This window comes from Pseudomonas fluorescens (assembly GCF_012974785.1).
GTDB classification, from domain to species: Bacteria; Pseudomonadota; Gammaproteobacteria; order Pseudomonadales; family Pseudomonadaceae; genus Aquipseudomonas; species Aquipseudomonas fluorescens_BT.
Genome location: NZ_CP027561.1, coordinates 5,276,735 through 5,296,363, shown reverse-complemented (window position 1 = coordinate 5,296,363; position 19,629 = coordinate 5,276,735). Strand labels below are relative to the sequence as shown.

Genomic DNA, 19,629 nt, shown 5'->3' with positions numbered 1-19,629 from the left:
ATCCCATGAGCGAGTTCTTTCGTCGCCCGGTTCCCCTGAACAAAGCCTACCGTTTGCTCAATCACGGGCCGACCGTGCTGGTCAGTGCCGCCCATGACGGGCGGCGCAACATCATGGCCGCTGCCTGGGCCATGCCGCTGGATTTCGAACCGCCGAAAGTGGCGGTGGTCCTCGACAAATCTACCTGGACCCGACAACTGCTCGAGGCCTCGGGCACCTTCGTTCTTAACGTGCCGTGCGTGAATCAGGCCGACATCGTGCAGACCGTCGGTTCGACTTCGGGCCTGGAAATCAATCGCGATCAAGGCCAGGACAAATTCCAGGCTTACGGCTTGCAGACCTTCGCAGCTGAACAGATTGATGCACCAATGCTTGACGGTTGTGTCGCCTGGCTCGAATGCCGGTTGCTGCCGGAGCCGCGCAATCATGAACAGTACGATCTGTTTCTGGGCGAGGTGATCGCGGCGCAGGCTGACTCGCGAGTGTTCAGCGATGGACGCTGGCACTTCGATGGGCATGACGGCCTGCGCACGTTGCACCATGTGGCCGGCGGGCATTTTTTGAAGATTGGCGATCCGGTGGATGGCAAGACGCTCGAGGTTTGAACGCCGCTTGGTGACAAGTCATGGCCGGATGTTGCAATACAAAAAAGGCTTACCTCTCGGTAAGCCTTTTTCAGTTGGCAGCGTTAATTCAATCCCCCAACGCTACTCCTTCGCGCCGAGGATCTGCCCCACCTGACAGCGTTGCCTTCCCCGCAGCATCCTTGACCCGCACGATAGCCTGGGTGCCGCTGGTCATGTCGATTTCGTTGACGGTGTGGCCCTTGTCCTTGAGTGCCTGGATCAGCGTCGGGCTGAACTGGCCCTGCTCCAGTTCTGTCGGGCCGTTGCGGCTACCGAAGTTGGGCAGGCTGATGGCGGTTTGCGGGTCGAGGTTCCAGTCGAGCAGGCCGACGGTGGTTTTGGCCACGTATTCGATGATCTGCGAGCCGCCGGGAGAGCCAACGGTGGCGACGAATTCGCCGCTGTTACGATCGAAGATCAGGGTTGGTGCCATCGATGAGCGCGGGCGTTTGCCGGGCTCCACGCGGTTGGCGACTTTCTGTCCGTTCTCTTCGGGGATGAACGAGAAGTCGGTCATCTGGTTGTTGAGGAGGAAGCCCTGAACCATCAGATGCGAGCCGAATGCCGCTTCGATGGTGGTGGTCATCGACACGGCGCCACCGAAGTCGTCCACGGCCACCACTTGGGAGGTGGAAATGCGCAGCGGCGAGCGATCCGGCGCATAGGCAACCTGTATGCCCGGCGGTGTACCGGGTTTGGCGCTGCCCATGCTGCGTTCGCTGATCAGGCTGGCGCGGCTGGCCAGGTAACCCGGATCGACCAGGCCTTTGACCGGTACCGGCACGAAGTCGGTATCGGCTACGTATTGCGCGCGGTCGGCGTAGGCCAGTCGTTCGGCTTCGGCGATCAGGTGCACGGCTTGCGGCGTCGGTTCGAGGCCGGCCGGTTTGTCGGTTTTCACAGGTTTCAGAGGTGTCAGGGACAGACGCGGATCTCGGGTTTCCAGTGCCTGCAAGGTGCCGAGGATTTGCGCGACTGCAATCCCGCCGGATGACGGTGGCGGCATCCCGCAAACCTGCCAGCGTTTGTAATCGGTGCACAGTGGCGCACGCTCCTTGGCCTGATAGTGCTGAAGGTCGTTCAGCGACAGGCTGCCGGGGTTGGCGTGGCCCTGAACCTTGGCCACGATTTCTTCGGCGATCGGGCCTTTGTACAGCGCGTCCGCACCTTCGGTGGCGATGCGTTTGAGCACGGCGGCCAGCGCCGGATTCTGCAAGCGAGTGCCGACGGCTTTGACGCTGCCATCGCTGTTCAGAAAGTACCTGGCCATGTCCGGCGAGCGGCGAATCACCGGGTCGGATTCCAGCAGCGAATGCAGGCGCGGGGAGATCGCAAAACCCTGCTCGGCCAGTTTGATTGCCGGCTCGAACAACGTCGCCCACGGCAAGCGGCCGTGCTTTTTGTGCGCCAGTTCCAATGCACGCATCACGCCCGGCGTGCCGACAGAGCGTCCACCGATCTGCGCCTGCGGGAACGGCATCGGTTTGCCGTCGGCCTGCAGAAACAGCTTCTCGGTCGCGCGGGCCGGTGCGGTTTCGCGACCGTCGTAGGTGCGCACCTGTTTGCCGTCCCACAGCACGATCATCGCGCCGCCGCCGATTCCTGAGGATTGCGGTTCGACCAAGGTCAACACGGCTTGCATCGCAATGGCTGCATCGATGGCCGACCCACCTTTACGCAACATCTCGCGACCGGCTTCGGCGGCCAGCGGATTGGCAGCGGCGGCCATGTGTTTTTCGGCGTGGCTGGCTTGCAGGCCGGTGCGGTAACCGGAGGCGGCTTCCGGAGCCAGCGGCAAGGTCGAGGAGGGCGGTGCGTTGCAGGCGGCGAGGGTGATGGCGCTGACGATCAGGGTCAGGGCGTGCAGGCGAAAGCGGTTCAGGGGCAGGGCTGGAAACACGCGGGGCTCTCCGTCCGTGGGATAAAAGTCTGACGGACTGTATCGGCCGACCGTGCAGGACGCAAACCATCGGTGTGTTTGTCCTTCATGCCTTGGCGAATTTTCTGTAGGGTCAGAGCCAATAGTGAAGCCAGAACAATCAACAAGAGGCCGCCATGTACAACGCATTTCCGACACAGCCCAGCTACCGCGAACAGCGCGAGCGATTTCTTGCCGCCGCGAAGGTGGCCGGTGCCATGCGCTATTCGTACGCGCATCCGCTCAACGGGCCGTTTGGCGAGTCTTTGAGTACCGACGTCGCGGTGCTGGGGGATGCATTGGCCAAACGGCGTCTGGTGGCGCTCAGCGGCACCCATGGGGTTGAGGGCTATTACGGTTCGGAGTGCCAGATCGACTGGCTGAAGCATTTCACGGCGGACTCGCTGCCCAAGGATGTCGCGGTCGTGATGATTCACCTGATCAATCCGTGGGGCACGGCATGGCTGCGGCGGGTCAACGAAGACAACATCGACCTCAACCGCAATCACCTGGATTTCAGCCGACCGCTCCCGGACAACCGCGTTTACGCGGCGCTGCATGAGATCTACGTCTGTACCGATTTGAATGGCCCCGAGCGGCAAAAGGCTGATGCCTTGCTGGATGCGCAAATTGCCGAGCACGGCTGGCCGGCCGTCATGTCGATTGTCGAGGGCGGCCAGCACAGTCATCCCGACGGCCTGTTCTTTGGCGGACTCGCGCCGAGCTGGTCGAATCGCACGCTACATTCAATCATCGAGAATCATTTGGCCGGTGCTGAAACCGTGATGTGCTTCGACCTGCACACCGGCGCCGGCGAGTATGGCCATCCGATGTTGCTGACGATTACCCAGGCACCGTATCCGGCGTTGTCCCGGGCGCAATCGATTTACGGCCCGTGGCTCTACACGCTGCATACCGGTGCCGAAACCCTGAGCGAAACCGGTGTTGCAGCGACCGCTACCGGTTACACCTCGCAGGCACTGCTCGATGCGTTGCCGAATGTGCAGTTGATGCCATTCGTGATCGAGTGCGGGACTTATCCGGGGCCGGACGTGCATCGTTACCTGCGCGACGATCACTGGCTGCATCTGCATGGCGATCCGCTGGATGCGACGGGGCGCGAAATCAAACTGAATCTGCTGGAGCAGTTTTATCCAGCAGATCCGGACTGGCGGGCGATGGTCGGTTTGCGCACGCGGCAGATCTGGGCGAAAGGGCTGGCGGCACTGGCCGAGTAAAAGAATGTGCGGGCTGGTGATGGCCGGCACTTTTCTCGAGGCATAAAAAAACGGCCTACCTTTCGGTAAGCCGTTTTTAGTACTTGGTGGCTACACAGGGACTTGAACCCCGGACCCCAGCATTATGAATGCTATGCTCTAACCAACTGAGCTATGTAGCCAAGTGGCGCGCATTATTCCCCTGAAATGGAAAAGCGTCAAGCGTAAATTCAAAATATTTCTTCTTATTTTCAACCGCTTATCCTCCCGCGCCGAAAATCGAGGCGGGAGGGGCTTTCAACGCAGCTGAAATCTTCCGGTGTTGGCACTCAAGGCATGGCTGCCCTGACTCAACGTGTCCGCTGCAAGGTTCACCGCCCGAGCACCTTCAAGCAGGCGAACCGCCGCCTGATCCACCTGCTGGATATTGCCGCTGACCTCATCAGCGGTGCTCGCCTGTTCTTCGACCGCCGTGGCGATCTGGGCGAGGGTGTCGGTGACGCTCTGCACGGCGCTGGCGATTTCCCCCAGGCGTTCGCCCAGCCCGGTGACGGCTTCGGCATCCGACTGCGCCTGGCCGCACGCTGCTTCCATCAGGCTCACCGCTTCGTTGACCGTATTGCGCAGACTGTCGACCGTGTCGGCAATCTGTGCGGTAGACGATTGCGTGCGTTGTGACAGGCTGCGTACCTCGTCGGCCACCACGGCAAAACCGCGACCCTGTTCACCAGCGCGAGCGGCCTCGATGGCGGCGTTGAGCGCCAGCAGGTTGGTCTGTTCGGCGACGCCACGAATGGTGTCGACCACCAACTGAATCTGCTGCCCTTGCTCGCTGACCCGACCGAGCGCTGCTGCAGTCTCGTTCAAGCGCTGATTGAGTTGTTGAATGCTCGCCGTGGTGCGCTGGCTGTCACGGCTGCTGTCGGCAGCGATGCGCCGGGTGTGCTGGGCGCTGCCGGAAGCCTGTTCGCAACTCTGCGCCACACCTTGAGACGTCGCCGCCAGTTGCGTGGCCGCTGCGGCGATCTGGCTGATCTGCAATTGCTGTGCTTCCACTTCGCTGAGGGCGCCACTGGAGTGCTCGTTAAGGCTGCGTACCGCATTGCTCAGTTGCGAAGTCTCGTGATCGACACCCAACAGGCTGGTGCGCAACTGCACGACGGCCACGTTGAGCGCGGTGCTGATCGACGCCAGTTCATCACGGCCCACGACCGGCACTTGCAGGCTCAGATTACCGTCGCGCAAGGCTTCGGCGAGCAGCGTGATACCGCTGGCGCTGCGACGGATCGAGGCTTGCAGGCAAACGAACAAGTACAGTGCCGCCAGCAACAGGCAACCGAAAATCGCCGCGACAAGAATGAACTGACGAATAGCCGATCCATGGTAGTCGTCCAGCCGCTGATCCAGTGACACCAGCGATTGCTGGCGCAGCGTGGCGAGGTTGCCGAGCAGGGCATCGAGAGTGCGCTCGAATTCGTCAGGCTTGAGATTGATGCTGCCGCCGAACACGCCGTCATCCAGCACTTTCAATCCGGTATCCAGTTGCTTGAGGCTGTCGTGATACTGCCCGGCCCAGCCTTGCAGGGCTGGCGGCAGGCGCGCTTCGAGCAGGCCCGCAGTTTTCACCAACTGCTCGCGGGCATCGCCGATGCGGCTGCGCAGGTCACGCAGTTGCAAGCGACTTTGCAGAGTGAACTGACCGGACACCACAGATGCTTGGCCGACGGCTGCCAGTCGGCCGACCCGTTCGATCAGGTCTGGTGCGTGCTGGGTGGAAATCTGTGTCAGCAGATAGGTTTCCAGCCACGGCGCGAGGATCAGGCGATTGTCCATCGCGATTTGTTCGCGCAATGCTTGCAGGGCGCTGAGGGCGTTGGTGAAGCGATCGTAACCGTCCGGCCACCAGCCGACGCCGGCCAGGCTCTTGGAGTCCAGAGTGCCGAGCGCGGTTTGCAGGGCTTGATAGCGGGCCAGGGTTTCGCCTTCCGCACCTTCGGCTTTCAACGCGTTACCCAGATCCAGAGTGGCCTGAGCGACCGCAGGTTGCACGGAATCGAATGCAGCCATGGCGGCGAGGGTGGCGGGCGTCGGCTGACGGTTGGTTTCCGTGGCGCGCCAGCGGGCAGCGCGATCACGCTGGGCGGCAAGAAGATTGTCGAGTGCATCGAGGGCGAGCAACTGCCGCACGCCGGCACGTTCGCCAGCGATCAGATTGAGTTTTTCGCGGTAGTCCTGGCCGATCATCAACAAGCTGCCGGCCAATGGCAGGATAAACAGCAGAAACAACAACTGGAATTTACGCGCGAAGCCAAACCGCCCCAGCAGCCCGATCCCCGGTGATAAAAAAGCCTGCATGCCTCATGACTCCTCTGGACACCACGCACCATCGGCGTGCATCGCGGTCGTTGCGACCGGGATTGGTGCCCTGCTAAAAGGCCTCGAAAGTTCACCCTTGCCCGCTCTGTAGGCAGGCTCTGTAGCGAAACTTCCCATTCTCGATGCCCTTTGTAAGGGCGCCGCGTTCAAGCGGATAAGCAAGGCAAGATTCAGACCATGGCTTTGCGCTATCACTTGCGCCGCGATGGAAGAATAGTTCGTTAGCTGGCTAAGGGGATGGCGCTGGCGCACCGAAAAATGGCACATTGACGCACCTGCCTGCGTGCACCCATCTGCTGTACGGAAACTCCCATGGCTATCAGCAACGTTCAGACCGCCGCTGCGTCGGCGTCCGCTCCGCCCCAAAGCAGTCCTCTGGTGATGCGCATCATCGGCGCGGTGGCGCTGGCGCATTTGATCAACGACCTGATCCAGTCAGTGCTGCCGTCGATCTATCCGATGCTCAAGGCCAACTATGGCCTGAGTTTCACCCAGGTCGGCCTGATTACCCTGACCTTTCAATTGACCGCTTCGCTGTTGCAGCCGTGGGTCGGTTACCACACCGACCGACACCCGAAACCGTGGCTGCTGCCGGCAGGTTCCGTGTGCACACTGATCGGCATTGTGATGATGTCGATGGTGGGCAGTTTCCCTCTTATCTTGCTGGCGGCGGCGCTGATCGGCATTGGCTCTTCGACCTTCCACCCCGAAGCTTCTCGTATCGCACGGCTGGCCTCCGGTGGACGTTTTGGTCTGGCGCAATCGACGTTTCAGGTCGGTGGTAACGCCGGTTCGGCATTCGGGCCGTTACTGGCGGCGGCGATCATCATTCCTTTCGGGCAGGGCAATGTGGCGTGGTTCGGACTGTTCGCGGTGTTTGCGCTGTTCGTGCTGTATCGCATCAGCCGCTGGTACGCCCATCACCTGAACCTGTTCAAGCTCAAGGCTGGCCAGGCCGCCATTCATGGACTGTCGAAGGGCAGGGTGATCAGCGCGCTGGTGGTGCTCGGGCTGCTGGTGTTCTCCAAGTATTTCTACATGGCCAGCCTGACCAGTTACTTCACCTTCTACCTGATCGAGAAGTTCGACCTTTCGGTGGCAAGTTCCCAGCTGCATCTGTTCCTGTTCCTCGGCGCGGTGGCGGCGGGCACATTCTTTGGCGGGCCGATTGGCGACAAGATCGGGCGCAAGGCAGTGATCTGGTTCTCGATCCTTGGTGTGGCGCCGTTTACCTTGCTGATGCCGCATGTCGACCTGTTCTGGACCAGCGTCCTCAGCGTGGTGATCGGCTTCATCCTGGCTTCGGCGTTTTCGGCGATCGTGGTATACGCGCAGGAACTGGTGCCAGGCAATGTCGGAATGATTGCCGGCGTGTTCTTCGGGCTGATGTTCGGTTTTGGCGGGATTGGTGCAGCGTTGCTCGGGCATCTGGCGGACATTCACGGCATCGAGTACGTGTACTTCCTGTGCTCGTTCCTGCCGCTGTTCGGGGTGCTGGCGATCTTCCTGCCGAGAACCCAAAAGGCCTGACAGGCTGAATGTCGGGCACAAAAAAGCCGCGTATCAAACGCGGCTTTTTCATGGGTGCAGCTTTTACACGTTGAAGCGGAAGTGCATCACGTCGCCGTCCTTGACGATGTAATCCTTGCCTTCCAGACGCCATTTCCCGGCTTCCTTCGTACCGGCTTCGCCCTTGTACTGGATGAAGTCGTTGTAGGCGATCACTTCGGCGCGGATGAAGCCTTTTTCGAAGTCGGTGTGGATCACGCCAGCGGCTTGCGGTGCGGTGGCACCGACGCGGACGGTCCAGGCGCGGACTTCTTCGACACCGGCGGTGAAGTAGGTCTGCAGGTGCAGCATTTCGTAGCCGGCGCGGATCACGCGGTTCAGGCCAGGCTCTTCCAGGCCCAGGGCCTCCAGGAACATGTCTTTCTCTTCGCCGTCGTCCAGCTCGGCGATTTCCGCTTCGATCTTGTTGCAGACCGGAACGACCATCGCGCCTTCTTCTTCGGCGATGGCCTTGACCACGTCCAGGTGCGGGTTGTTCTCGAAACCGTCTTCAGCGACGTTGGCGATGTACATGACCGGCTTGGTGGTCAGCAGATGGAAGCCCTTGATGATCGCTTTCTCGTCAGCGCTCATGTTCTTCATCAGGCTGCGCGCAGGCTTGCCTTCGGTGAAGTGCGGGATCAACTGCTCCAGCAGGGCCTTCTGGGCCACCGCGTCCTTGTCACCGCCCTTGGCGTTGCGCGCGACTTTCTGCAGTTGCTTCTCGCAGCTGTCGAGGTCGGCGAAGATCAGTTCCAGGTCGATGATTTCGATGTCGCGCTTCGGGTCGACGCTGTTGGAAACGTGGATCACGTTCTCGTCTTCGAAGCAGCGCACCACGTGAGCGATCGCGTCGGTTTCACGGATATTGGCCAGGAACTTGTTGCCCAGGCCTTCACCTTTCGACGCGCCGGCCACCAGGCCTGCGATGTCGACGAACTCCATGGTGGTCGGCAGGATGCGCTTCGGATTGACGATTTCCGCCAGAGCGTTCAAGCGTGGATCCGGCATCGGCACGATACCGCTGTTCGGCTCGATGGTGCAGAAGGGGAAGTTCTCGGCCGCGATCCCGGATTTGGTCAGGGCGTTGAACAGGGTGGACTTGCCGACGTTAGGCAGGCCGACGATGCCGCAATTGAATCCCATGGTGTTTCCCCTCGGATTAGAGTCAGGCCTTCTGGCTGTGCAGGTTTTTCATCGCGCGGTTCCATTCACCGGCGAGGATATCCGGCAGCACGCCGAGGGCAAAGTCGATGCTGGCATCGAGTTTTTCCTGTTCGGCGCGTGGCGCACGACCCAGGACAAAATTTGAAACCATACTGGCGACGCCCGGGTGGCCGATGCCAAGCCGCAGGCGGTGGAACGTATTCTGATTGCCCAATTGCGCAATGATGTCGCGCAACCCGTTGTGACCGCCATGGCCGCCGCCGACTTTGAGCTTGGCGACGCCCGGAGGCAGATCGAGTTCGTCGTGCGCCACCAGGATTTCTTCGGGCTTGATGCGGAAGAAACCGGCGAGTGCCGCCACGGCCTGGCCGCTGCGGTTCATGTAGGTGGTGGGAATCAGCAGACGAACATCCTGACCCTGATGCGAAAAACGCCCGGTCAGGCCGAAATACTTGCGATCGGCCACGAGATTCACGTTCTGTGCGTGGGCGATGCGCTCAACAAAAAGGGCCCCTGCGTTATGCCGGGTCTGCTCGTATTCAGCGCCTGGATTTCCCAGGCCAACGATCAGTTTGATGGCAGTCACGATAGGGGCCCTTCCTTTGAGTGGTGGATAACATCGCCGCGATCAGGGAAGGCGGCGAAAGTGGACGAAAAATGCTCATTTACCATGGATGTAAACTCCGCGTTCCCGCCCGCTTTCTCGCTACGTTCCAGTCCGCGATGTTACCTGCTCACTCAGGCATGACAGAGTGAATTACTCTGCTGCGCCTTCTTCGGTAGCTTCTGGAGCAACACGTGGAGCGTGGACGTTGGCAACAGCCTTGTCATCGCCGTGTGCCAGAGCAACGAATTCAACACCTTTAGGAGCTTTGAGGTCCGACAGGTGAACGATGGTGCCGATTTCAGCGTTAGCCAGGTCGACTTCGATGAACTCAGGCAGGTCTTTCGCTTCGCAGGAAACTTCGATTTCAGCAACAACGTGCGAGATCTCGCCGCCTTTCTTCACTGGAGCAGCTTCGTTGATGAAGTGCACAGGAACGATTGCGGTCAGTTTCTTGCCGGCAACAACGCGGACGAAGTCAGCGTGCATCACGTGGCCTTTGGCCGGGTGACGTTGCAGAGCCTTGATGATCACGTTTTGCTTGGTGCCACCAACGTTCAGTTCGATAACGTGGCTGTAGGCAGCTTCGTTTTCGAGCAGTTTGGCAACTTCTTTGGCCAGCATGCTGATGGATTCAGGGGCTTTGTCGCCACCGTAAACAACAGCTGGAACCAGGGAGGCGAGACGACGCAGGCGGCGGCTCGCACCTTTCCCCAGGTCGGAACGCAGTTCAGCATTCAAAGTAAAATCGTTCATTTTGTATCTCCAAAATAGCCATGACCGAGTGGCGTTTGCGACCAGCGCCGAACACGGTATGGGCAAAAAAGCCCCGCCCCGGCAGAGATGCCGGGGCGGGGCGCTTTTCGTCAACGAGACATTTCGAGAAGGGCAGGGCCCTTAACGGAACATCGCGCTGATCGATTCTTCATTGCTGATGCGGCGAACCGCTTCGGCAACAACCGGTGCGATATCCAGTTGACGGATACGTGCACAGGCTTGTGCTGCAGCGGACAGCGGGATGGTGTTAGTGACCACCAGCTCGTCCAGCACGGAATTTTCGATATTCTCGATGGCCCGACCCGACAGCACAGGGTGTGTGCAGTAGGCAAAGACCTTGGCTGCGCCATGCTCTTTCAGGGCCTTGGCCGCGTGGCACAGAGTGCCGGCGGTATCGACCATGTCATCGACCAGGATGCAGGTACGCCCTTCGACATCACCGATGATATGCATCACTTCAGAGTGATTGGCTTTCTCACGGCGTTTGTCGATGATCCCGAGATCCACGCCCAGGGATTTGGCAACGGCACGTGCACGCACGACGCCACCAATGTCCGGGGACACAATCATCAGGTTCTCGAAGCGCTGATCTTCGATGTCATCCACCAGAACCGGGGAGCCGTAGATGTTATCTACCGGAATATCGAAGAAGCCCTGAATCTGGTCAGCATGCAGATCAACCGTGAGAACACGGTCGATGCCGACTACGGTGAGCATGTCAGCAACGACTTTCGCGCTGATGGCCACACGTGCGGAACGCGGACGGCGATCCTGACGGGCATAACCAAAATAAGGAATAACAGCAGTGATACGAGTAGCCGAGGAGCGGCGGAAGGCGTCAGCCATCACTACCAGTTCCATCAGGTTATCGTTGGTCGGAGCGCAAGTCGGCTGAATAATGAAGACGTCTTTACCGCGAACGTTTTCATTGATCTCGGCTGTAATTTCGCCGTCGGAAAATTTACCGACAGAGATGTCACCGAGAGGGATATGCAGCTGACGTACGACACGCCGAGCCAGATCGGGGTTAGCGTTCCCCGTAAAGACCATCATCTTGGACACGCGCAGTACCTAGAGGCTGAGGGTAACCTGGATGAGTATAGAAAATGGCAGGGGCGGCTGGATTCGAACCAACGCATGGCAGGATCAAAACCTGCTGCCTTACCGCTTGGCGACGCCCCTGTATCTGTTGCTTTCAAGTGCCGGGCACTTGATTCCTTTAGAGCAGACTTTGCAGCTTGCGATGCAACATCGAAACGTTGCTTCCTTTCGCTACAAACCCTGTAAGGGTCTCTGTCAGAAGGGCCGAGACTTTATCAGCTTCAGCTTTGCTTGGGAAGCCCCCAAACACACAACCTCCAGTTCCGGTGAGTTTTGCTTCGGTAAAATTACCTAACAAATTCAATGCGTTACGTACTTCTGGATAACGCCTCGATACCACCGGCAAGCAGTCATTTCGACTGTTTCCCTCGGGAACGGGGCGCACTTTAATGGGCGGCGTGTTACGTGTCAACAATGGATCTGAAAAAATTTCTGCCGTACTAACAGAGACTTGCGGAACGAGCACGACATACCACGGTTCGGCCGGCTCGACCGGGGTCAGTTTCTCGCCGACACCCTCGGCGAATGCCGCGTGCCCACGCACGAAGACCGGGACGTCCGCACCCAGGCTCAGGCCCAGTGCGGCCAGTCGATCGTCGTCCCAGCCCAGTTGCCACAAATGATTGAGACCAAGCAGGGTGGTCGCCGCATTCGAGCTGCCGCCGCCGATGCCGCCGCCCATCGGCAGGATCTTGTCGATCCAGATGTCGATGCCGAGCGAGCAGCCGGATTGTTCCTGAAGTTTTTTCGCTGCGCGCACGATCAGATTGCTGTCGTGAGGCACGCCGTCGAATTCGGTGTGCAGGCGAATCACGCCATCGTCACGCACGGCGAAGGTGATTTCGTCGCCGTAATCGAGGAACTGAAAGATTGTCTGCAATTCGTGATAACCGTCTTCACGGCGACCGAGAATGTGCAGCATCAGATTGAGTTTGGCCGGAGAAGGCAGCGTCAGGCGTGGAGCGGTCATGCTTATTGCCCCAATTTGCGCGGTTGCCAGGTCTTGATGACCAGCGTCACGTCCAGGTCGGTGCCGTGCAGCTTGATCCGCTCGGGCAGCCAGTAACCGTTCTGTTCGGCATAACCGAGGTACTCGACCTGCCAGCCATCCTGTTCCAGATTGGCCAGGCGACTGTCGGCATCGAGTGTGAGGCGGCTTTTGCTGGCCGGAGCCGGCAGGCCCCGGACCCACCAGGCCAGGTTCGATACCGGCAACTTCCAGCCGAGCTGTTCTTCCAGCAGGACTTCCGGGGACTGCGCGTCGTAGCGGCCCTGGTTGGCGACTTCCAGCGAGACCTTGCCCGGGCGACCGGTCAGTCGTGCTGCGCCACGACCCAGTGGGCCGGACAGGCGGATGTCGTAGTAATCCTGGCGTTGCAGCCAGAACAGCGTGCCGCTGCCGGAGTCTTTCGGGGCGCGGATACCGATCTTGCCGTCGATCTGCCAGCCGTCGAGACCGGTCAGCTGCTGTTTGTTCGCGGCCCATTGTGCCGGGCTGCCATGGCCTTCGACGGATTCGCGGGCGCCGAAGCCCGCGCAACCGGCGAGCAGGGCGATGAAGCTGAAAACGATGACGTGGCGCAAAAACATGAGTTAAAGAGTCTCGGATCCGGTCAGGCGCTTGATGGTGCTGCGCAGGATAGTGCTGTCAGGCTGGTCCTTGAGGAACTTGCCCCAGATTTGTTTCGCTTCGCGCTGCTTGCCCTTGGCCCACAGCACTTCGCCCAGATGCGCGGCGACTTCGTGATCAGGGAAGCGCTCCAGCGCCTGACGCAGATATTTCTCCGCGTCATCCAGGTTGCCCATGCGGAAATTCACCCAGCCGAGGCTGTCGAGTACCGCCGGGTCTTCCGGGTTGATCTGGTGAGCCTGCTCGATCAGTGTCTTGGCTTCGGCGTAGCGAGTCGTGCGGTCGGACAGGGTGTAGCCAAGGGCATTGAGTGCCATGGCGTTGTCCGGGTCGCGTTTGATGATCAGGCGCAGGTCTTTTTCCATCTGCCCCAGGTCATTGCGTTTTTCCGCCTGCATGGCCCGGGTGTAGAGCAGATTCAGATCGTCCGGGTATTGCAGCAACGCCTGTTGCAGGGTTTTCCAGGCCTTGTCGCCCTGATTGTTGGCGGACAGGGTCTCGGCTTCGATCAGGTACAGCTGGATCGCGTAATCCGGCTGCGCATCACGTTCGGCGGCCAGTTTGCTCTGGGCTTCGGCGGTCTTGCCGTTGTTCATCAGAATATCGGCCTGACGCAGTTGCGCCGGCAGATAGTCGTTACCCGGGCCGACCTGGGCGTACTCGATCAGCGCGCCTTGCGGGTCGTTGCGTTCTTCGGCGATGCGACCCAGGTTCAGGTGGGCCGAGTCGACGTGGCTTTCCCTGGCGATCAGGTCTTCCAGATAACCCTTGGCCTCGTCCCAGGCCTTGGCTTCCAGGCAGACCAGCGCCAGGGAGTAACGCAGTTCGTCGTCTTCCGGGTATTGCTGGACCAGCGTGGAGAACTCGACCTTGGCGTCGTCCATCCGGTCCTGTTCCACCAGCATCCGCGCATAAGTCAGGCGCAGGCGTTTGTCTTCCGGATATTTCTTGATGTTCTTCTGCAGCAACGGCAGGGCTTCGTCGCCACGGTTCAGCCCTTGCAGCAGACGGGCACGCAGCAGGATCGGGGCGATTTCGCCGTCGTCCGGTGGATTGTCTTCAAGCAGGGTCAGCGCACCTTTGGTATCGCCGTCCTGCTGCATCAGCAGGGCCTTGCCGAAAATCAGCTGATTGTTGTGCGGGTGACGCTGCAGCAGACGGTCGAAACTCTTCATCAGACCGTTGCGGGTTTCCTGATCGGTGTCGGCGGCCGACAGCGCGAGGAAGTCGAAATGGGTGTCGCCCTTGCCCTGCAGGACTTTCTCCATGTAGACCATCGAGTCGTCATAACGCCCGGCGCGTGCCAGTTGCACGGCGGCGGCGCGTTGCGCTTCGAGGTCGTCGGGAGCATTTTTCGCCCAGATCAGCGCCGTATCCAGTGCCGGTTGATCCGCGCCCAGGTACTCGGCAATACGGAACGCCCGCTCGGAAACGCCCGGATCCTGAGTGTTGATCGCCTGGGTCACGTAGTTGTCCAGGGCAATATCGAAACGATTGCGCTGGCCGGCGAGTTCGGCGCTCAGCAGGCTGAAAACCGTTTCCTCGCTGAACGAGCTGTACACCTTGGGCTTTTCAGGGGCTGGCGTGGTGTCTTCGACCGGCGGGGCGCCATCGTGCGAAACGGGGGCCAAGGCCTGGCAGCCGCTGAGGAAGACAAAAGCAAGGAGCAACGCGGAAGATCTATTCATATGGGAAGAGGACGACTAACCTGCGGTCGGATCATCATGACACAAGCCTTCGGCCAAACATAACCGAGTCTCGATTGTGGCCATTATAGGGGCCGGCAATTGGGACAATAGTCAGCGGTAGTTGTTCTGAATCTGACGAAGTAGGACAATTGCCGGCTTCACGTCACCATCAGCGACCTTGAATGGCCTTCCTTGCACTCGGTATCAACCACAAGACTGCTTCAGTAGACGTCCGCGAGCGCGTGGCCTTTACTCCTGAGCAGCTGGTGGAGGCCTTGCAGCAGCTCTGCCGAATCACCGACAGCCGCGAAGCTGCGATCCTTTCCACCTGCAATCGCAGTGAACTGTATATAGAACAGGATCAGCTTTCGGCCGATATCGTGCTGCGCTGGCTGGCCGACTATCACCATTTAAGCCTCGACGAGCTGCGCGCGAGTGCTTATGTGCATGAAGATGATGCGGCAGTTCGTCACATGATGCGCGTCGCCTCCGGGCTCGACTCGCTGGTGCTGGGCGAACCGCAGATCCTCGGCCAGATGAAGTCGGCCTACGCCGTGGCCCGCGAGGCCGGCACCATCGGGCCGCTGCTCGGGCGCTTGTTTCAGGCGACCTTCAATGCCGCCAAACAAGTGCGCACCGACACTGCCATCGGTGAAAACCCGGTGTCCGTGGCGTTTGCTGCCGTCAGCCTGGCCAAACAGATTTTCAGCGACCTGCAACGCAGCCAGGCCCTGCTGATCGGAGCCGGCGAGACCATCACCCTGGTCGCCCGTCATCTGCACGAACTGGGAGTCAAGCGTATCGTGGTGGCCAACCGGACGCTGGAGCGTGCGAGTCTGCTGGCCGAACAGTTCGGCGCCCACGCGGTATTGCTGTCGGACATCCCGGCCGAACTGGTGCGCAGCGACATCGTTATCAGTTCCACCGCCAGTCAGTTGCCGATCCTCGGCAAGGGCGCCGTGGAGAGCGCGCTGAAGCTGCGCAAGCACAAGCCGATCTTCATGGTCGACATCGCCGTTCCCCGGGACATCGAACCGGAAGTCGGCGAACTCGACGACGTTTACCTCTATAGCGTCGACGATCTGCACGAAGTGGTCGCCGAAAACCTCAAGAGCCGTCAGGGCGCAGCGCAGGCTGCCGAAGAGATGGTCTCGGTCGGCGCCGACGATTTCATGGTGCGCCTGCGCGAGCTGGCGGCGGTCGATGTGCTCAAGGCCTATCGTCAACAGAGCGAACGCCTGCGCGACGAGGAACTGCAAAAGGCCCTGCGCTTGCTGGCCAACGGCGGCAACGCCGAAGACGTGCTGGGTCAGTTGGCCCGTGGCCTGACCAATAAACTCCTGCACGCCCCGAGCGTGCAGTTGAAAAAGCTTTCTGCCGAAGGCCGCCTCGATGCGCTGGCCATGGCCCAGGAACTCTTTGCCCTCGAGGGCTCACCGGATAGCTTTTCGGATAAAAAACCGCAATGAAAGCGTCACTGCTCAATAAGCTGGATATCCTCCAGGACCGTTTCGAGGAACTGACGGCGCTGCTCGGCGACGCCGAAGTCATTTCCGACCAGACCAAATTTCGCGCCTATTCCAAGGAATACGCCGAAGTCGAGCCGGTCGTCGAAGCCTATAAACAGCTGCTCAAGGCCCAGGCCGATCTGGAAGGCGCCCAGGCGCTGCTCAAGGACGGCGACCCGGACATGCGCGAAATGGCCGTGGAAGAAGTTCGCGAAACCAAAGAGCAACTCATCGAACTGGAAGCCACCTTGCAGCGCATGCTGCTGCCCAAGGACCCCAACGACGGGCGCAACGTGTTCCTCGAGATCCGCGCCGGTACCGGTGGCGACGAGGCGGCGATCTTCTCCGGCGACCTTTTCCGCATGTACTCGCGCTACGCCGAGAAACGCGGCTGGCGGGTGGAAATCCTTTCCGAGAACGAAGGCGAACATGGCGGCTATAAAGAAGTCATCGCCCGGGTCGAAGGCGACAATGTCTACGGCAAGCTGAAATTCGAGTCCGGCGCCCACCGCGTGCAGCGCGTGCCGGCCACCGAATCCCAGGGCCGGATCCACACCTCGGCCTGCACCGTGGCCGTGTTGCCGGAGCCGGACGAACAGGAAGCGATCGAGATCAACCCGGCGGACTTGCGTGTCGACACCTACCGTTCCTCCGGGGCCGGTGGTCAGCACGTCAACAAGACCGACTCGGCGATCCGCATCACTCACTTGCCGACCGGCATCGTGGTCGAATGCCAGGAAGAACGTTCCCAGCACAAGAACCGTGCACGGGCGATGGCCTGGCTGTCGGCCAAGCTCAATGACCAGCAGACCACGGCGGCGGCCAACGCCATCGCCAGCGAGCGTAAATTGCTGGTGGGTTCCGGTGACCGCTCCGAGCGTATCCGTACCTACAACTTTGCCCAGGGCCGGGTCACCGACCACCGCGTCAACCTGACCTTGTATTCCCTGGACGAAATCCTCGCCGGTGGCGTCGAAGCGGTGATCGAGCCGTTGCTGGCCGAATACCAGGCTGACCAGCTCGCAGCGATAGGTGAGTAAATGACCATCATCGCCAGTCTGTTGCGCGCCGCCGAACTGCCAGACTCGCCCACCGCACGCCTGGATGCCGAATTGCTTCTGGCCGCCGCGCTGGGCAAGTCCCGCAGTTTTCTCCACACCTGGCCTGAGCGCATCGTGCCCAGCGAAGCCGCACTGGTGTTCGCCGAGTACCTGCAGCGTCGTCGCAGCGGCGAGCCGGTGGCCTACATTCTGGGTCAGCAAGGGTTCTGGAAGCTCGATCTGGAAGTCGCACCGCACACGCTGATCCCGCGTCCGGACACCGAACTGCTAGTGGAAGCGGCACTGGAATTATTGTCGGCGGCCCCGGCCAGGGTTCTCGACCTCGGCACCGGCAGCGGGGCGATTGCCCTGGCCCTGGCCAGCGAGCGCCCGGCGTGGAGCGTCACTGCCGTGGATCGTGTGCTGGAAGCCGTGGCCCTGGCTGAGCGCAACCGTCAGCGTCTGCACCTGAACAACGTCACGGTACTGAGCAGTCACTGGTTCAGCGCCCTCGAAGGCAAGCGTTTCGAACTGATCATCAGCAATCCGCCGTACATCCGCGCCGCTGATCCGCACCTGGTCGAAGGCGATGTGCGTTTCGAACCGGAAAGCGCCCTGGTGGCGGGCATCGACGGGCTCGACGATATTCGTCTGATCGTCGCTCAGGCGCCGGAGCATCTGGAGGCCGGAGGCTGGCTGATGCTCGAACACGGCTATGATCAAGCTGAAGCCGTGCGCGATCTGCTGCTCACTCAAGGTTTCGAAGAAGTCCACAGCCGCACCGATCTGGGCGGCCATCAACGGATCAGCCTGGGGCGCCTGCCGTGCTGAATGATCAGGAATTGTTGCGCTACAGTCGGCAGATCCTCCTGCAACACATCGATATTGATGGCCAGTTGAAGCTCAAGGACAGCCGGGTGCTGATCGTCGGCCTCGGTGGTCTCGGTGCGCCGGTGGCCTTGTATCTGGCGGCGGCGGGTGTCGGTGAATTGCATCTGGCGGACTTCGACACGGTCGACCTGACCAACCTGCAACGCCAGATCATCCACGACACCGACAGTGTCGGCATGACCAAGGTCGACTCGGCGCTCAAGCGCCTGAGCGCAATCAACCCTGAAATCAAACTGGTGCCTCATCGTCAGGCACTGGACGAGGATTCTCTCGCCGCCGCCGTGGCTGCAGTGGGTCTGGTGCTCGACTGCTCGGACAATTTCTCCACCCGCGAAGCGGTCAACGCCGCGTGTGTGGCGGCGCGCAAACCGCTGGTCAGCGGCGCGGCGATCCGCCTTGAAGGACAACTGTCGGTGTTTGACCCGCGTCGCGCCGAGAGCCCGTGCTACCACTGCCTGTACGGTCACGGCAGCGAAGCCGAACTGACTTGCAGCGAAGCCGGCGTGGTCGGGCCGCTGGTCGGTCTGGTCGGCAGCCTGCAAGCGCTGGAAGCCCTGAAGTTGTTGGCGGGTTTCGGCGAACCACTGGTGGGGCGTCTGCTGTTGATCGATGCACTGGGCTCGCGATTTCGTGAGCTGCGGGTCAAGCGGGATCCGGGATGCAGCGTCTGTGGTTCGCACCATGCGTGAGGCGCCGATCGCTGTATTCGATTCTGGCGTCGGCGGGCTGTCGGTGCTGGCGGAAATCCAGCATCTGCTGCCCAATGAATCGCTGCTGTACTTCGGCGATTGCGGCCACATTCCGTATGGCGAGAAAACCCCGGAATTCATTCGCCAGCGTTGCAGCGTGATGGCCGGTTTTTTCCGCGAGCAGGGCGCCAAGGCATTGGTGATCGCTTGCAACACCGCGACCGTGGCGGGCGTCGCGGATCTGCGGCGGGATTTCCCCGACTGGCCGATTGTCGGCATGGAGCCGGCGGTCAAGCCGGCGGCTGCTGCCACCCGCAGCGGCGTAGTGGGCGTACTCGCCACCACGGGCACCTTGCAGAGTGCGAAGTTTGCGGCGCTGCTCGATCGTTTTGCCACCGATGTGCGGGTCATCACTCAACCGTGCCCCGGATTGGTCGAGCGGATTGAAAGCGGCGATCTGCACAGCGCCGAGTTGCGAGCATTGCTCAGGCACTACGTCGATCCGCTATTGGCCAGCGGTTGCGACACGATCATTCTGGGCTGCACTCACTACCCGTTTCTCAAGCCGATGCTCAAGTCGATGATCCCCGAGAGCATCAGCCTGATCGATACGGGCGCGGCGGTCGCACGGCAATTGCAGCGGCTGCTGGCCGCGCGTGATCTGCTCGCCGAAGGGCCAAACCGGCCGGTCAGATTCTGGACCAGTGCCGATCCCGAGTCTTTGCGCAGTACCCTGGTCCTGTTGGGCCAAGTCGCCGGCGATGTCGAAAAATTCACCTTGTAAAAAAAATGTGAAATATCTAAAAAGTCAGCTGAACTTCTGACCAAGCGCAGATTTCTATAGCGCAG

The 19,629-nt window shown here is 60.5% G+C and carries 17 protein-coding genes and 2 tRNA genes; 8 read left to right on the top strand and 11 right to left on the bottom strand.

Going from position 1 to position 19,629, the window contains the following annotated elements:
* Positions 1 to 5 precede the first annotated feature (5 nt).
* A complete protein-coding gene (locus C6Y56_RS24090) occupies positions 6 to 605 on the top strand; it encodes a flavin reductase family protein (protein ID WP_169431917.1) in 600 nt (199 codons plus the stop codon).
* An 88-nt stretch (positions 606 to 693) separates the two neighbouring features.
* Here C6Y56_RS24090 and ggt read toward each other — a convergent pair whose 3' ends face one another.
* Positions 694 to 2,526: a gamma-glutamyltransferase gene (gene ggt, locus C6Y56_RS24085; RefSeq protein ID WP_169431916.1), complete on the bottom strand. Its 1,833-nt coding sequence runs from the start codon at positions 2,524 to 2,526 to the stop codon at positions 694 to 696.
* A gap of 155 nt (positions 2,527 to 2,681) precedes the next feature.
* On the opposite strand from ggt, the gene C6Y56_RS24080 reads away from it, so the two are divergent.
* Positions 2,682 to 3,782, top strand: a complete 1,101-nt coding sequence (locus tag C6Y56_RS24080) for a M14 family metallopeptidase (protein ID WP_169431915.1) — start codon at positions 2,682 to 2,684, stop codon at positions 3,780 to 3,782.
* 84 nt (positions 3,783 to 3,866) lie between these two features.
* Here C6Y56_RS24080 and C6Y56_RS24075 read toward each other — a convergent pair.
* Positions 3,867 to 3,943: transfer RNA gene (locus C6Y56_RS24075), tRNA-Met, on the bottom strand.
* Positions 3,944 to 4,058: 115 nt separating this feature from the next.
* Positions 4,059 to 6,116 (bottom strand): methyl-accepting chemotaxis protein, encoded by a 2,058-nt coding sequence (locus C6Y56_RS24070; protein ID WP_169431914.1) that lies wholly within the window; start codon positions 6,114 to 6,116, stop codon positions 4,059 to 4,061.
* 333 nt (positions 6,117 to 6,449) lie between these two features.
* On the opposite strand from C6Y56_RS24070, the gene C6Y56_RS24065 reads away from it, so the two are divergent.
* Entirely contained in the window at positions 6,450 to 7,667 is a 1,218-nt protein-coding gene (locus C6Y56_RS24065) for an MFS transporter (RefSeq protein ID WP_169431913.1), read from the top strand.
* A 63-nt stretch (positions 7,668 to 7,730) separates the two neighbouring features.
* Here C6Y56_RS24065 and ychF read toward each other — a convergent pair whose 3' ends face one another.
* From ychF to C6Y56_RS24025, 8 genes are all read right to left on the bottom strand, one after another.
* On the bottom strand, positions 7,731 to 8,831 hold the full coding sequence (gene ychF / locus C6Y56_RS24060; RefSeq protein ID WP_085709288.1) for a redox-regulated ATPase YchF: 1,101 nt from the start codon (positions 8,829 to 8,831) through the stop codon (positions 7,731 to 7,733).
* Between the two features lie 22 nt (positions 8,832 to 8,853).
* Positions 8,854 to 9,438, bottom strand: a complete 585-nt coding sequence (pth, locus tag C6Y56_RS24055; RefSeq protein WP_007951726.1) for an aminoacyl-tRNA hydrolase — start codon at positions 9,436 to 9,438, stop codon at positions 8,854 to 8,856.
* A 171-nt stretch (positions 9,439 to 9,609) separates the two neighbouring features.
* Positions 9,610 to 10,212 (bottom strand): 50S ribosomal protein L25/general stress protein Ctc, encoded by a 603-nt coding sequence (locus tag C6Y56_RS24050; RefSeq protein ID WP_169431912.1) that lies wholly within the window; start codon positions 10,210 to 10,212, stop codon positions 9,610 to 9,612.
* Positions 10,213 to 10,353: 141 nt separating this feature from the next.
* Positions 10,354 to 11,295 (bottom strand): ribose-phosphate pyrophosphokinase, encoded by a 942-nt coding sequence (locus tag C6Y56_RS24045; RefSeq protein ID WP_003171603.1) that lies wholly within the window; start codon positions 11,293 to 11,295, stop codon positions 10,354 to 10,356.
* A 45-nt stretch (positions 11,296 to 11,340) separates the two neighbouring features.
* Positions 11,341 to 11,415: transfer RNA gene (locus C6Y56_RS24040), tRNA-Gln, on the bottom strand.
* Positions 11,416 to 11,452: 37 nt separating this feature from the next.
* Positions 11,453 to 12,304 carry a 4-(cytidine 5'-diphospho)-2-C-methyl-D-erythritol kinase gene (gene ispE, locus C6Y56_RS24035; RefSeq protein WP_169431911.1) on the bottom strand — a complete coding sequence of 284 codons (852 nt, stop codon included), beginning with the start codon at positions 12,302 to 12,304 and terminating at the stop codon, positions 11,453 to 11,455.
* A 2-nt stretch (positions 12,305 to 12,306) separates the two neighbouring features.
* Positions 12,307 to 12,924 carry a lipoprotein insertase outer membrane protein LolB gene (lolB, locus tag C6Y56_RS24030; protein WP_169431910.1) on the bottom strand — a complete coding sequence of 206 codons (618 nt, stop codon included), beginning with the start codon at positions 12,922 to 12,924 and terminating at the stop codon, positions 12,307 to 12,309.
* Positions 12,925 to 12,927: 3 nt separating this feature from the next.
* A complete protein-coding gene (locus C6Y56_RS24025) occupies positions 12,928 to 14,652 on the bottom strand; it encodes a tetratricopeptide repeat protein (RefSeq protein WP_169431909.1) in 1,725 nt (574 codons plus the stop codon).
* Positions 14,653 to 14,834: 182 nt separating this feature from the next.
* On the opposite strand from C6Y56_RS24025, the gene hemA reads away from it, so the two are divergent.
* The 5 genes from hemA to murI are packed head-to-tail and all read left to right on the top strand — an operon-like array spanning position 14,835 to position 19,564.
* Positions 14,835 to 16,121: a glutamyl-tRNA reductase gene (gene hemA / locus C6Y56_RS24020; RefSeq protein ID WP_103306074.1), complete on the top strand. Its 1,287-nt coding sequence runs from the start codon at positions 14,835 to 14,837 to the stop codon at positions 16,119 to 16,121.
* The gene (gene prfA, locus C6Y56_RS24015) at positions 16,118 to 17,200 is read left to right on the top strand and encodes a peptide chain release factor 1 (protein ID WP_114885501.1); all 1,083 of its coding nucleotides are present in this window, start codon (positions 16,118 to 16,120) and stop codon (positions 17,198 to 17,200) included. The genes hemA and prfA overlap by 4 nt, the downstream gene beginning before the upstream one ends.
* Complete coding sequence (gene prmC, locus C6Y56_RS24010) at positions 17,201 to 18,031, top strand: peptide chain release factor N(5)-glutamine methyltransferase (protein WP_169431908.1); 831 nt, start codon at positions 17,201 to 17,203, stop codon at positions 18,029 to 18,031.
* On the top strand, positions 18,025 to 18,780 hold the full coding sequence (locus C6Y56_RS24005) for a molybdopterin-synthase adenylyltransferase MoeB (RefSeq protein ID WP_169431907.1): 756 nt from the start codon (positions 18,025 to 18,027) through the stop codon (positions 18,778 to 18,780). Before prmC ends, C6Y56_RS24005 begins: the two co-directional genes overlap by 7 nt.
* Positions 18,773 to 19,564 (top strand): glutamate racemase, encoded by a 792-nt coding sequence (gene murI, locus C6Y56_RS24000; RefSeq protein ID WP_169431906.1) that lies wholly within the window; start codon positions 18,773 to 18,775, stop codon positions 19,562 to 19,564. The genes C6Y56_RS24005 and murI overlap by 8 nt, the downstream gene beginning before the upstream one ends.
* Positions 19,565 to 19,629 lie beyond the last annotated feature (65 nt).